Genomic DNA, 13,348 nt, shown 5'->3' with positions numbered 1-13,348 from the left:
GCCTCATGAGTTTTCCAGATAGACAGACTGTCCTTGATTTCCTGAGGGAAAATCCAGGCGCAACCAGCAAAGCCGATATTGCCCGTGGCCTGAAAGTGAAGGGCCGCGAGCGCGCCGTGTTGCGCGACGTGCTCAAGGAGCTTGAAGAAGAAGGCAAGCTGGAGCGTACCGGCAAGCGCAGCTTCGCCCAGGCAGACCGGCCCCCGCCCTCCGGCCTCGTCGAATTCACCCGCCTCACCAAGGACGGCGACCTCCTCGGCCAGTGCGTCGGCGATAGCGGCCTCTTCGGCCCCGAACTCGTCTATGGCGGCCCCTCCGGCAAAAGCCGTGGCCGCGCTCCGGCGAAGGGCGACCGGGCCGTGTGCAAGATTGCCCAGCGCGACAATGGCGAATGGCGCGCTTACGTCATCACGCTGCTGGAGAAACGCCTCAGCGACCGCATCGTCGGCCTCTATGAGCACGCCCCGCGTGGCGGCCGCGTCATCCCCGCCAGCCGGAAGGAACGCCGTGAACTGCTGATTCAGGAAGGCGACCGCAAGGGCGCCAAGGATGGCGATCTCGTCGTGGCCGAGCCAAAGCCGCAAGGCCGCCGCCAGATGGGTCCGCCGCTGGGCGTGATCAAAGAGGTCATCGGCCACATTACCGATGCCCGATCAGCCAGCCTCATCGCCATCTATGCGCATGACATTCCGGTGGACTTCCCCGAAGCCGCCCTGAAGGAAGCGCGCGAGAAAGAACCCGCCGACGTTCCGAGAACGGACCTTCGTAATACGCCGCTGATCACCATCGACCCGCATGACGCGCGCGACCATGACGACGCCGTCTGGGCCGAAGAGATGGAAGATGGCGGCTGGAAGGTGATCGTCGCGATTGCCGATGTCGCCGCCTACGTCACCGAAGGCTCGGCGCTGGACCGGGAAGCGGAGAAGCGCGGCAACTCGACCTACTTCCCGGACCGGGTCGTCCCCATGCTGCCATTCGAGCTTTCGGCAGATGCCTGCTCGCTGCGCGAGGGCGAAGACCGGCCGTGCCTCGCCGTGGAGATGATCTTCTCCAGGGATGGCCACAAGAAGCGCCACCGCTTCCTGCGCGCCACCATGCGTTCTGCCGCCAAGCTCTCCTATGAGGAGGCGCAGACCGCCATTGATGGTAATCCGTCAGGCAAGGCGGGCGAGCTTCTGGAAACGGTGCTGAAGCCGCTCTGGGGCGCCTATGCGGCCGTCTCCAAGGCGCGCGACATCCGCAGCCCGCTCGACCTCGACATGCCCGAGCGGCGCATCATGTTCACGCCCGAAGGCCAGGTTGACGGCATCACCACCAAGGTGCGCCTCGATGCCCACCGGCTGATCGAAGAGTTCATGATCCAGGCAAACGTGGCCGCTGCCGAAACACTGGAGCAGAAGAACAGCCCCGTCATGTACCGCGTGCATGATACGCCATCTGACGCGAAAGTGGCGGCGTTCGCAGAGTTCCTGCAAACGCTGGACATGAAATGGAACATTGGCGAACGTCCGCAGACGCACAAGTTCAATCGCCTGCTCGCAGAGATACGCGGCGGGGATTGTGAAGGCATGATCTCCCAGATGGTGCTGCGCACGCAGGCCCAGGCGATCTATTCGGAAGAAAACCTGGGCCACTTTGGCCTGAACCTTCCCAAATATGCCCACTTCACCTCGCCCATCCGCCGGTATGCCGACCTTGTCGTCCACCGCGCGCTGATCCGGGCGCATGATTTCGGCCCCGATGGCCTCTCCGAGCGCGCGGCCGTGCGCCTTGAGGAAATCGCCGAGCACATCTCGATGACAGAGCGACGCTCGATGGCCGCCGAGCGCGACGCGACCGACCGGTATCTGGCAATCTTCCTGTCAGACCGCGTGGGCGCAGAGTTTGAAGGCCGCATCACCGGCGTCACACCGGCGGGCCTCTTTGTGTCGCTCGCCGGGTCTGGCGCCGATGGCTTCGTGCCGATCTCGTCGCTCTCGGATGAATACTGGATCCATGACGAAGCCGCTGTCGCCGTCTATGCGCGCGGCTCGGGAAAAACTTTCTCCATTGGCCAGATCGTCCGGGTACGGCTCCTGGAAGTCACGCCTCTGCAGGGCGGCCTGCTGCTGGAAATGATCTCCGATCCCCTGCCCGCGCCGGCCGGCCGCAAGGCCGCCCGTCAGGCCATCACCCGCGAACGCGGCGCCCCCCGCGGGCGCACCGGCGGGGGTGGCGGCGCCGGCCGCAGCAGCGGCGGTGGTCCCCCGCGCCGCGGCAAACCAAAGTTCGACAAGCGCACCCTGCCCAAAGGCAGCAAGGGCAAAGGCAAGCGCCGGTAGGAATATTGGTTTCTCACCCTTCCCTGCAAAGCGGGGGTGAGGCGGAACAGGCATCGCACTGCGATGACCCGCCGAACGACGCGCCACAGCAGCGAGACGGAGGGGCGCTGGAGGCTAACCCAGCGTCACTGTTTTCAAAGGCTGCGGTCCGCCTGTAGGATTGCCATATGTCAGGCATGCTCAAAACCGCGTTCGACAAGGAAGAAGACGGCGACGTCGTCATCAAGGGTAAACCGAGCCCACGCCCCAAGGATGCGGCCACGCTGATCCTCGTGCGCCGCGATCAAACCCAGCCCCGCGTGCTGATGGGCAAACGGGCGGGCACCAACGCCTTCATGCCGGACAAATACGTGTTCCCCGGTGGCCGCGTTGACCCGCATGACGGCAAGGCCCTTGCCTGGGAGGAGCTGCACCCCGAGGTCGAGGCAAAGCTGCGCCTGCAATCGCGCCGCCTGCCCCGGTCCATGGCGCTGACGGCCATCCGTGAGCTGTTTGAGGAAACCGGCCTGATCATGGGCCGCTCCGCCGAGATGCCGGATGCCTGCCCCATCGGCTGGGAGGATTTCCACAGGCTGGATGTGGTGCCCAATCTGGCCCCGCTGACCTTCATCGGCCGCGCCGTCACCCCGCCCTACCGGCCCCGGCGCTTCGATGCCCGCTTCTTCATGGCCGAGGCCGAAGAGGCCCTGATCGACGAGCGCCCCCCGGTCGACGGGGCAGAACTCTCCGACCTTCAATGGGTGACGCTGGCTGATGCCATGAAGCTCGACCTGCCCTCGGTCACCCGCTTCATGCTGGGAGAGATTGCCGAGCGTCTGGCCAAGCCCCAGGATGCGCATCGCCCGCCCTTCCTGCGATGGACCCGTACCGGTCACCAGACTGACCGCCTGTGACGCCGGAAGTGCCCGGATTTGTCACGAATTGTCCGGATTTGTCCGAAACTGTCCGCGAATTGGCACAGGACTGACCGTGTCTGCCGCTTGACTTCACCTGGAACCCTCGCCATTAAGCGCGTTTTCCGGATTCAACCCTGACTCAGAAGGGCCGCGACATGGCCAAACCCGCAACCATCAAGATCCGCCTCAACTCGACGGCTGATACCGGCTTTTTCTATGTGACGAAGAAGAACCCGCGCACGATGACCGAGAAAATGGTCCAGCGGAAGTATGACCCGATCGCGAAGAAGCACGTCGAGTTCAAAGAAGGCAAGATCAAGTAAGGTCTTGTTCCTTTTGGAGCTTTTCAAAGAACCCGCGCTTTCCGGCGCGGGTTTTTTCTTTTGGGCTCAGGTGTCTGGTCGCCCGTCATGCAGCTTGCGCGCGTCCCGCAGCTTCGGGAACAGGAAGGCTGAAAGCCAAGCAATCCCCGCCGCCGCAATGCCGCCTGCCACCACGGTAAACACCGGCCCCAGAAAGAACGCCATGAACCCCGCCCGCGTCTCCCCAAGCTCATTGGAAGCCCCGACAAAGATCGAGTTCACCGCATTCACCCGCCCCCGAACCTGGTCAGGGGTCCATATCTGCACCAGGATGTCGCGGATATAGACCGACACCATGTCGAAAGCGCCCACCAGCACCAGCGCCAGGATCGACAGCCATGCGAGCGTGGAGGCCCCGAAAACCGCTGTGGCAAGCCCGAACAGCGCCACAGCAACCAGCAGGATCCAGCCGGCATAGTCGCGGATGGGAAACGCCGTGATCAGCACAATCGCGATGATCGCCCCCACCCCCGGCGCCGCCCGCAACAGGCCCAGACCGGCTTCCCCCACATCCAGAATATCCCGCGCATAAACCGGCAGCAGCGCCACAGCCCCGCCCAGCAACACCGCGAACAGGTCCAGCGTGATCGCGCCCAGCACGATCTTCTCCTTCCAGATATAGCTGAAGCCGCCCAGCAGGTTTGAAAGTGTCGTAGGTGTCCGCTCGATCCTCTGATCAGGCTTGGGAAGCGTCAGGATGAGCAGCGCGCCAACGGTCAGCAGGCTCATGGCCGTTCCGTAAGCAAAAGGTGGGGAGATGCCCGCCAACAGGCCGCCCGCGACCGGCCCGGCAATGGACGCCAGCTGCCAGGAGGACGACATCCACCCCACCGCGTTCGGGAACGCCTCTCTCGTCACCAGATTGGCCACGAGGCTGGACGAGGCGGGCCCATAGAAGGCGCGCGCAACACCAAACACCGTCAGCACACTCAGCACAGGCACCGGCTGGAACTGGCCAGTCAGGGCGAGGTAAAGGATGGCGCCCGCGCACGCCATCATCAGCAGCATCGAACTCGCCATCACAAGGCGCCGGCCCACCCGGTCGGCCACGTTGCCGGTCACCACCACAAGGCCCAGCGCCGGCAGGAACTGCACCAGACCGATCCAGCCAAGCCAGATGGGATTACGCGTCTCGTCATAGATCTGCCAGCCGATGGCAACCGAGAGAACCTGCGTGGAAAAGGACGTGAAGAAGCGCGAAATGAAGTACCGGGTGTAGGACGGGTACCGGAACGCTTCGAAACGATCTGACATGAGCGCGAATAGGCTCCCTCACGGCTGGTCAGCCGCTGTGGGCCTCCGGTGCCGCAAAGTCAATCAGGCGGCGATACTCTCGACCCGGTTCCGCCCGCCGGTCTTGGCCTGGTAGAGCGCGGTGTCGGCCCGGTGCATCAGGTCGTCGATGGTATCCCCAGCGCCCTGGAGCGTGGAGACGCCCGCGCTGACGGTGATGCGAAGCTCCTTCGTGCCGCCCAGCACCGGAAACTCCGCCGCGGCCACCGCCTTGCGGATACGCTCGGCTGCCGCGCAGGCCAGATCGCCCGGTGTGTTGGGCATCAGCACAACAAACTCTTCCCCGCCTGTGCGGCAGACAACATCGGTGGGCCGGACATTCGCGCGCAGGCGTTTGCCGATCTCGCGCAACACATCATCGCCGGCCTGGTGGCCGTGCGTATCGTTGACGGCCTTGAAATGGTCGATGTCAGTCATCATCAGCGACAAGGGCTGGTTGCCACGCACAGCCCGCTGCATGAACTGCTCAAGCTGGCCGTTCATGTAGCGCCGGTTATGCAGGCCGGTGAGCTGATCGATGACTGACAGCTCGAGGCCCCGGTCCACACGCTGGCGCAGGATATCGATATAGCGTGTGCGGCGCGTCTGGGTGCGGATGCGCGCAGCCAGTTCCTGACGGTCAATCGGGATGGTGATCATGTCACTGGCGCCGATCTCAAGCCCGCGCAGGGCCTTCGCCTTGTCATGCGGATCACAGATCAAAATGACCGAAATGGACCGCGTCACCGGGTTCATCTTGAAATGGGCGATCAGTTTCAGCGGATCGAAGCTGCGGGCAAACAGGGACAGGATCAGCACATCGACGCGCTCGGTCGCCAGCTCGCCCATGTCGCCGGCTTCCATGAGGGTCGTGGCTTTGTGCCCTTGCGCGCGCAGGGTGTTGGCAAGGCGGCCGGAGGAGCGGGCATCGTCATCCACGATAAAGATGCGGGAGGGCCGGTCTATCTCTTCGCGGCTGAGTTCTTCCATCGCGCCGGAGCGCAAGCCGCTCGCCTCCCGCTGGCGCAGCTCGGACGCCACGGTGTTGTAACGCATCAGCGCAGTGATGCGGGAGTTCAGCAGGAAATCATCGACAGGCTTGGTCAGGAAATCTTCCGCCCCGGCATCCAGCCCCTTCACCCGGTCTTCCAGCTCGCTGAGCGCGGTGACCATGACGACCGGAATATAGGACGTTGCCGGGTCAGCCTTGAGCCGGCGGCAGACTTCATAGCCATCCATGCCGGGCATCATCACGTCCAGCAGGATGATCTCGGGATGCTCCAGGCGGGCGACTTCCAGCGCCTGTGGGCCGTTCTCGGCGAGAAGTACGGTATGGTACTGCGCCTCCAGCTTTGCCTGCAGCAGACGCCGGTTCGCCTCGATATCATCGACAACGAGGATGCGGGCTGTCATGCCGCCGGTTCTTTCGGCATCAGCGCCTCAACGGCGCGAATGAAAGAAGCGATCTGGATCGGCTTGGAGAGATAGCCCTCGCACCCGGCTTCGCGCACCCGCTGCTCATCAGCGCGCATGGCAAAGGCAGTGACGGCGAGAACGGGGATGTGGGCGACCTTCTTGTCGTCCTTCAGCCAGCGCGTGATGTCGAGACCCGACACTTCCGGCAGCTGGATATCCATGATGATGAGGTCTGGAAGCTCTTTGCGCGCGATCTCAACGGCCTTGGCGCCGTCACGGCATTGGAAGGTCGTGAAACCGTATGCGCCCAACAGGTCGCAAAAGAGGCGCATGTTGAGTTCATTGTCCTCAACAACAAGCACCTTTCCGGATCGCTTCTTGACCATCGGTTTCCGATTAGTTGACGATTCGCACGGGCGCGGGTGCGCCAGCTTCAGCTATACTGCAAATTATTAACGCGCCTTTACGCCTGCGGCAGGGCGTGTTTGCGGCAGGCCCCGGAACATGGCAGGAACACAACTGTCATGTCGAGTCTTTGCCGCGATTGCCAGCACCGGAGCGAGGTCGAACTCGCCGCCTGCCCCGCCTGTGGCAGCCGCAGGATCGTGACCCATCCGGCCCTTTTCAGCCTCTCGATTGCGCATGTGGACTGTGATGCCTTCTACGCCACGGTGGAAAAGCGAGACAATCCAACGCTCAAGGACAAGCCGCTGATTGTTGGCGGTGGCCAGCGGGGCGTGGTGACCACCTGCTGTTATATCGCGCGCCTCTACGGCGTGCGCTCGGCCATGCCGATGTTCAAGGCGCTGAAACTCTGCCCGGACGCGGTCGTCCTGCCGCCGGACTTCCGGAAATACCGGGAAGCGGCCAAAGCGATTCGGGCCGAGATGGACCATCTGACACCTCTGGTGCAGCAGGTTTCCATTGATGAGGCCTATCTGGATCTCTCCGGAACCGAGCGCCTGCACGGCGCCCCGCCCGCCGCCAGCCTTGCCCGGCTGGCGAAGACTGTGGAGCGGGAAGTGGGCGTGACGATCTCCGTCGGCCTGTCAGCCAACAAGTTTCTCGCCAAGACGGCCAGCGAGCTCGACAAGCCGCGCGGCTTTGCCATCATCGCGCCGGAGGAGGCCGAGGCATTTCTGGCGCCCCACCCCGTCAACTTCCTGCATGGCGTCGGCCCGAAATTCGCCGAGTCGCTGAACAAGGACGGATTCTACACCATCGAAGACATTCAGCATGCAGACCTCAAGAGCCTGATCCGGCGCTATGGCGAGACGGGCGACTGGCTGAAACGCTGCGCCCATGGGCGGGACAACCGGAAAGTAAATCCGCATGAGGACCGCAAGTCGGTCTCCAGCGAGACGACCTTCTTCGAGGACACTGCCGACTTGAATATCCTGGAGGACCATCTCTGGCGCCTCAGCGTAAAGACCGCGGACAGGGCCAAGGCCGAAGGCGTCTCCGGCCGCGTGGTGACGCTGAAACTCAAGACCTCTGACTTCCACCCGCTGACCCGGCGCCTCTCGCTGGCCGAGCCGACCCAACTGGCTCAGGAAGTGTTCCGGGCCTCCCGGCCGCTGCTGATCAAGGAGGCGACCGGCCGGGTGAAATACCGGTTGATCGGCGTCGGCCTTTCCGAGCTTTCCGACTACCGGGCAGATGCCGTGGACCTGATCGACCCCAGGATTGCCAAGCGCGCCGCCGCCGAGCGCGCCTCAGACAAGGCCCGCGCCAAATTCGGATCCGGCGCGGTCGTGACCGGACGGGCGGCGAAACATGGGAAGAAACCTGAGGGCTGACTCTGCCGCCACGGCAGGTTAGGACGGGCGCGAACGCTTACAGGAGTAACCCCATGTCCACACCCGAAGCCCGCCTTGATGCCCTTGGCATTGCCCTGCCGACGCCGATGAAGCCGGTCGCCACCTACGTGCCCTTCGTGATCACCGGCAACATGCTGTTCGTTTCGGGGCAGGTTTCGGCAACGGCCGAGGGCCGCATCATGGGCCGCCTGGGCGAGAATATGGAACTCTCCGCCGGCCAGCAGGCCGCGCGCATCTGCGGCATCAATCTGATCGCGCAGGCCAAGGCGGCCGTGGGCGACCTTTCGCGCATCAAGCGCGTTGTGAAGCTGGGCGGCTTCGTCAATGCGGCGCCATCCTTTGTGGACATTCCGCAGGTGGTGAACGGCTGCTCGGACCTGATGGTCGACGTGTTCGGCCCGGAAGTAGGCGCCCATGCCCGCTCGGCCGTGGCGTGCCCCACCCTGCCGCTTGGCGTGGCCGTTGAGGTCGACGCCATCTTCGAGATCGCCTGATCCCGATGGCCCGCCGCTTTGCCCTGAAGGATTTTGCCTATGCCCATCGCGGGCTGTGGACGAAGGACGGCCTGCCGGAGAATTCCCTCGGCAGCTTCAGGGCAGCGGCGGAAGCCGGCCTTGGCATCGAGTTTGACCTGCGCCCCTCGGCCGATGGCGAGGTGATGGTGTTCCATGATCCGGATCTGCAGCGGATGACCGGCGCAGCAGGCGCGTTTGAAACCCTGCCGGCCAGCACCCTCAAGACCCGCAGCCTGAATGGCGGGGATGAGCCTCTGCCTTCCTTCCAGGATCTGCTCTCCCTCTGGCCGCAACGCCTGCCGATGCTGGCGGAGATGAAGATCGACGGCAGCACAGACCCCGCCGCCTTTGCCCGCAGGGTGGGCGAGCGGTTGATGGACTGGCCCGGCCTTGCTGCGGCCATGAGCTTTTCCGACATCGCCGTGCGCGCGTTGCCGGAAGGCCTGATGCGCGGCCAGTTGATCGCGCCCAGCGCGCAGTATGGCGAGGCTTATTTCGATGCCTTCGCGGAAGCGGCCATCGCCGATGGGATCGACTATCTGGCCGTCCATTACACTGACGCTGCCCGCGCTGCCGCTGCCCTGGAGGGGCGGGATATCCCGTTTGTGGTGTGGACCGTCCGCACGGAGGCAGACCTCGCTGCCCTGAAGGCGCACAAACCCGCTGTGATCTTCGAACACTTCAGCCCGGCGCTGGCGCTGGGCGCCGTCGCGCCCTAGATTTGGGGGTCATGGACGCCGCCCTCCCCCAGATCAGCTCTGTTTCCTCCCTCGCCGGTATTGATCCGGCCGAATGGAACGCCGTCGCCAATCCGCCGGGCGCCCCGTACGACCCGTTCCTGACCTGGGAATTCTTGGAAGCGATGGAAAGCTCCGGCGCGGCCTCGCCCCGCACCGGCTGGCGCGGCGCGCATATCCTGGTTCGCGATGCTAATGGGCGCCTGCGGGCAGCCATGCCGATGTGGTTCAAATACCATTCGCGCGGCGAGTTCGTGTTCGACCAGAGCTGGGCCGAAGCCTGGGAGCGGGCCGGCGGGGCATACTACCCCAAACTGTTGTGCGCGGTACCGTTCACGCCGGTGACCGGGCGCCGCCTGCTGGTGGGGCCGGGGCCGGACGCCAACGCCTATCATGCCGCGCTGCTGGACGGCGCGCTGCAACTGGCCGAGCAGACGGGCGTTTCCTCGATGCACATCAACTTCATCGATGAGGCCGAGGCGCCCTTCCTTGAGGCGGCCGGCCTTCTGATCCGCACCGACCAGCAGTTTCACTGGCAGAATGACGGATACGGATCATTTGACGATTTCCTCGCCACCCTTTCCTCCGAGAAGCGCAAGAACCTGCGCAAGGAGCAGGCGAAGGCGCAAGCCGGGCTTTCCTTCCAGCATGTGCGCGGGGCGGAGATCACCGAGGAACACCTCGACATCTTCTTCGAGTTCTACATGGACACCGGCAGCCGCAAATGGGGCTCGCCCTACCTCACGCGAAAATCCTTCTCGATGCTCCGCGAACGGATGGCTGACGATCTTCTCTTCATCTTTGCCTGCGAGGAAGACCGCATCATTGCCGGCGCGATGAACCTAGTCGGCTCCGACACGCTCTATGGCCGCTATTGGGGCACGCTGGACGGACGGCCGATGCTGCATTTCGAGACCTGCTATTATCAGGCGATTGACTACGCTATCGCGCACGGCCTCAAAACGGTGGAAGCGGGCGCGCAGGGCGGCCACAAGCTTGCCCGCGGCTATGGCCCCGTCCTCACCCGCTCCGCCCACTGGATCGCCCATCCCGGCTTCCGCGACGCAGTGGCAGATTATCTGAAGCGCGAGCGCGCGGCGGTTGACGAGGATTTCGGCTACCTGAAGGAGAGAACTCCGTTTAAGAAAGGGGAATGAGCGGGGCAGTCACTATCAGGAGATGCGCAAGCGCAGAGGAAGCGGCGATTGTCTGCGCCCTCCTGAATGATGCGGGCATTCCAGCGAGTCTTGAAAACTGGCATCATGCAATGATCGACTGGGGCGCCCTTCAGGCATTGGGCGGTGTCGGCGTTCTGGTGCCCTCCGGTCAGGTCGATGCTGCCAGGCGGGCGATCATCGAATACGCCGAGAGTGCCGACGATCGCCTGTCTGCCAAGTTTCCAACACTGGAAGACTACCCGTTGAAACCAAAACGGCTTCGCTACTACATCCTTCTCAGCTACTATACCGGTCTGGCCGCTCTGCCGCTGATCGTCATCCCTGCGTTGATCATAGGGGTCCTCAAAGCCCTCGCCGACGCAAGAATCTACGGTTTTGACTGGTCGCTCATACCCTTGCACTTTGACTGGAGAAATTGGCTGGTGCTGGCCCTCGCGCAAATAGCCACCGCAGCTTACTTCCTTGTCCCTCTATCGGTTTTCGTGTTTCTTGCACGCCGGTTCCTGAATCAGAGAGCAAGGCAGAAGCAGAGCGCATGACCCTTCACGCAGCCTACGATCCCGACAATATCTTTGCCAAAATCCTGCGCGGCGACATGCCGAGCTTGAAAGTGTTCGAGGATGATGTCGCCCTCGCTTTCATGGATGTGTTCCCGCAGAGCGAAGGGCATACGCTGGTCATCCCCAAGGGCATCCAGGCCCGCAATTTTCTCGATATGCCGCCAGATTATCTTGGCAGCTACATGCTCCGCGTGCAGCGGGTCACAAAGGCGGTCGAGTGGGGCCTGAAGCCGGACGGGCTGCGCGTGATGCAGTTCAACGGCGCGCCCGCAGGGCAAACCGTGTTCCATCTGCACTTTCACATCATCCCGATCTGGGAAGGCCGCGAGCTAGGCCGCCATGGCGGCGGCACGATGGCCACACCGGAGGAACTGGAGCCAGTGGCAGCGAAGATCCGCGCGGCGATTTGATAGCCCCTCACCTCCCATCGCTTTGCGATGGGCCTCTCCTCTCCCGCAACGCGGGAGGGATCAATCACATCCAGATTATTTGTTGCGTGAGACGGCGCGGTGAAAACCCCTCTCCCATGAAGTGGGAGAGGAGGGGCCCACGCCCAAAGGGCGTGGGAGGTGAGGGTCTGCTTTGAAGTTCAGGTTGAGCTGATTGTGCTCAGAGACGGGGATCAAATCCCCAGCTTCGCCTTCAGGATGTCGTTCACAGCCTTGGGGTTGGCCTTGCCGCCCGAAGCTTTCATCACCTGGCCAACGAACCAGCCGAGCGTCTGCGGCTTGTCTTTCACCTTGGCAACCTGATCAGGGTTTGCGGCGATGATCTCGTCAACAACCTTTTCAATCGCGCCCGTATCGGTGACCTGTTTCAGACCATGCTTCTCGACGATGGCGGCCGCTTCGCCCTCACCCGCAATCATCCGGGCAAAGACATCCTTGGCAATCTTCCCACTGATCGTGTCGTTCGAGATCAGCTCGATCAGCCCGCCAAGCGAACCGGCAGATACCGGGCTCTGCGACAGCTCCAGCCCTTCCTTGTTGAGATAGCCGAACAGTTCCTGCGTTACCCAGTTAGCGGTGAGCTTCGCATCCCGTCCCTTGGCGGCTTCCTCGAAGAAGGCGGCCTTGTCGGCATCAGAGGTCAACACGCCCGCATCATAGCGGGAGAGGCCGTAGTCCTTTTCGAAGCGCGCGCGCTTCTGGTCGGGCAGCTCCGGCAGAGACGCGCGGATTTCCTCGATCCAGGCCTGTTCGACTTCCAGCGGCAGAAGGTCCGGGTCCGGAAAATAGCGATAGTCATGCGCATCTTCCTTGGAGCGCATGGAGCGGGTTTCGCCTTTCACCGGATCGAACAGGCGGGTTTCCTGATCGACCTTGCCACCGCTTTCGATGATCTCGATCTGGCGGCGGGCTTCATATTCGATGGCCTGCTGGATGAAGCGGTAGGAGTTCATGTTCTTGAGCTCGCAGCGCGTGCCCAGATGGCTGAAATCGCCCGTCTCGCGGAACTTCTCATACTGGCCGGGGCGGCAGACGGAGACGTTCACGTCCGCCCGCAGGTTGCCCTTCTCCATGTCGCCGTCGCAGGTGCCCAGCGCGATGACAATGGCGCGCAGATTTTTCACATAGGCAGCGGCCTCGGCGGGTGAGCGTACGTCCGGCTTGGAGACGATCTCCATCAGCGCGACGCCCGAGCGGTTGAGGTCCACATAGGTCGAGTTCGGGTCCATGTCATGGATCGACTTGCCGGCGTCCTGCTCCAGGTGCAGGCGCTCGATGCGGCAGGGGAAGGAATAGTCCTCCTTGCCCGGCACTTCGACATCCACCTCTATCTCGCCCTCGCCCACAATGGGGTGTGCGAACTGGCTGATCTGATAGCCTTGCGGCAGATCGGGGTAGAAATAGTTCTTCCGGTCAAAGCGGCTGTAGGTGTTGATCTGCGCCTTCAGGCCGAGGCCGGTGCGGATCGCCTGCTCAACGCAGAAACGGTTGATCACCGGCAGCATGCCCGGCATCGCCGCGTCCACCAGGGAGACGTTGCAGTTGGGGGCAGCGCCAAAGGTGGTGGAGGCGCCGGAGAAGAGCTTGGCGTTAGAGGCCACCTGCGCATGGATTTCGAGCCCCATGACGACTTCCCAGTCGCCGGTTTCGCCTTTGATGCGGTAGGGGGTGCGCTCGGTCATCGCTTCTCTCAATCAATACCTGCAATTAGGGCGCCCTTCTAACCCCCGCTGGCGGGCCCTGTCGAGACACGCTGACACCACACCGCGCCCGCCTTTCCAACGCGGCCAAAAAAGGGCTTCAAATTATCCCCGGATGG

Annotated in this window: 13 protein-coding genes; 9 read left to right on the top strand and 4 right to left on the bottom strand. The window is 63.2% G+C overall.

Annotated elements, in window-relative coordinates; genetic code table 11:
- The first annotated feature begins 5 nt into the window (after window positions 1–5).
- The 3 genes from rnr (at window position 6) to rpmG (ending at window position 3,543) form a co-directional block, all read left to right on the top strand.
- The gene (rnr, locus tag HPO_RS03500) at window positions 6–2,324 is read left to right on the top strand and encodes a ribonuclease R (protein ID WP_051612225.1); all 2,319 of its coding nucleotides are present in this window, start codon (window positions 6–8) and stop codon (window positions 2,322–2,324) included.
- Between the two features lie 167 nt (window positions 2,325–2,491).
- Window positions 2,492–3,217, top strand: coding sequence for an NUDIX hydrolase (locus HPO_RS03495; RefSeq protein ID WP_035594526.1), 726 nt, complete (start codon window positions 2,492–2,494; stop codon window positions 3,215–3,217).
- Between the two features lie 158 nt (window positions 3,218–3,375).
- The gene (gene rpmG, locus HPO_RS03490; protein ID WP_035594522.1) at window positions 3,376–3,543 is read left to right on the top strand and encodes a 50S ribosomal protein L33; all 168 of its coding nucleotides are present in this window, start codon (window positions 3,376–3,378) and stop codon (window positions 3,541–3,543) included.
- 66 nt (window positions 3,544–3,609) lie between these two features.
- Here rpmG and HPO_RS03485 read toward each other — a convergent pair whose 3' ends face one another.
- From HPO_RS03485 to HPO_RS03475, 3 genes are all read right to left on the bottom strand, one after another.
- A complete protein-coding gene (locus tag HPO_RS03485; RefSeq protein WP_035594519.1) occupies window positions 3,610–4,836 on the bottom strand; it encodes an MFS transporter in 1,227 nt (408 codons plus the stop codon).
- A 63-nt stretch (window positions 4,837–4,899) separates the two neighbouring features.
- A complete protein-coding gene (locus tag HPO_RS03480; RefSeq protein WP_035594516.1) occupies window positions 4,900–6,267 on the bottom strand; it encodes a PleD family two-component system response regulator in 1,368 nt (455 codons plus the stop codon).
- On the bottom strand, window positions 6,264–6,656 hold the full coding sequence (locus HPO_RS03475; RefSeq protein WP_035592468.1) for a response regulator: 393 nt from the start codon (window positions 6,654–6,656) through the stop codon (window positions 6,264–6,266). The genes HPO_RS03480 and HPO_RS03475 overlap by 4 nt, the downstream gene beginning before the upstream one ends.
- A 138-nt stretch (window positions 6,657–6,794) precedes the next feature.
- Here HPO_RS03475 and HPO_RS03470 point away from each other — a divergent pair, with 138 nt between their 5' ends.
- The 6 genes from HPO_RS03470 to HPO_RS03445 are packed head-to-tail and all read left to right on the top strand — an operon-like array spanning window position 6,795 to window position 11,490.
- Entirely contained in the window at window positions 6,795–8,069 is a 1,275-nt protein-coding gene (locus HPO_RS03470) for a DNA polymerase IV (RefSeq protein WP_035594514.1), read from the top strand.
- A 53-nt stretch (window positions 8,070–8,122) separates the two neighbouring features.
- A complete protein-coding gene (locus HPO_RS03465; protein WP_035594512.1) occupies window positions 8,123–8,584 on the top strand; it encodes a RidA family protein in 462 nt (153 codons plus the stop codon).
- A gap of 5 nt (window positions 8,585–8,589) precedes the next feature.
- On the top strand, window positions 8,590–9,324 hold the full coding sequence (locus HPO_RS19540) for a glycerophosphodiester phosphodiesterase family protein (RefSeq protein ID WP_051612224.1): 735 nt from the start codon (window positions 8,590–8,592) through the stop codon (window positions 9,322–9,324).
- An 11-nt stretch (window positions 9,325–9,335) separates the two neighbouring features.
- On the top strand, window positions 9,336–10,499 hold the full coding sequence (locus tag HPO_RS03455) for a GNAT family N-acetyltransferase (RefSeq protein WP_051612223.1): 1,164 nt from the start codon (window positions 9,336–9,338) through the stop codon (window positions 10,497–10,499).
- Window positions 10,496–11,059 (top strand): putative signal transducing protein, encoded by a 564-nt coding sequence (locus HPO_RS03450; protein ID WP_035594509.1) that lies wholly within the window; start codon window positions 10,496–10,498, stop codon window positions 11,057–11,059. The genes HPO_RS03455 and HPO_RS03450 overlap by 4 nt, the downstream gene beginning before the upstream one ends.
- Complete coding sequence (locus tag HPO_RS03445) at window positions 11,056–11,490, top strand: HIT family protein (protein WP_035594506.1); 435 nt, start codon at window positions 11,056–11,058, stop codon at window positions 11,488–11,490. The genes HPO_RS03450 and HPO_RS03445 overlap by 4 nt, the downstream gene beginning before the upstream one ends.
- Window positions 11,491–11,702: 212 nt before the next feature.
- On the opposite strand, the gene gatB is transcribed toward HPO_RS03445, so the two are convergent.
- On the bottom strand, window positions 11,703–13,211 hold the full coding sequence (gene gatB / locus HPO_RS03440; protein WP_035594503.1) for an Asp-tRNA(Asn)/Glu-tRNA(Gln) amidotransferase subunit GatB: 1,509 nt from the start codon (window positions 13,209–13,211) through the stop codon (window positions 11,703–11,705).
- Between the last annotated feature and the right edge of the window lie 137 nt (window positions 13,212–13,348).

Origin of the sequence: Hyphomonas polymorpha PS728 (genome assembly GCF_000685315.1) — a bacterium.
Taxonomy (GTDB): Bacteria; Pseudomonadota; Alphaproteobacteria; order Caulobacterales; family Hyphomonadaceae; genus Hyphomonas; species Hyphomonas polymorpha.
This window is presented reverse-complemented; position numbering and strand designations above follow the sequence as displayed.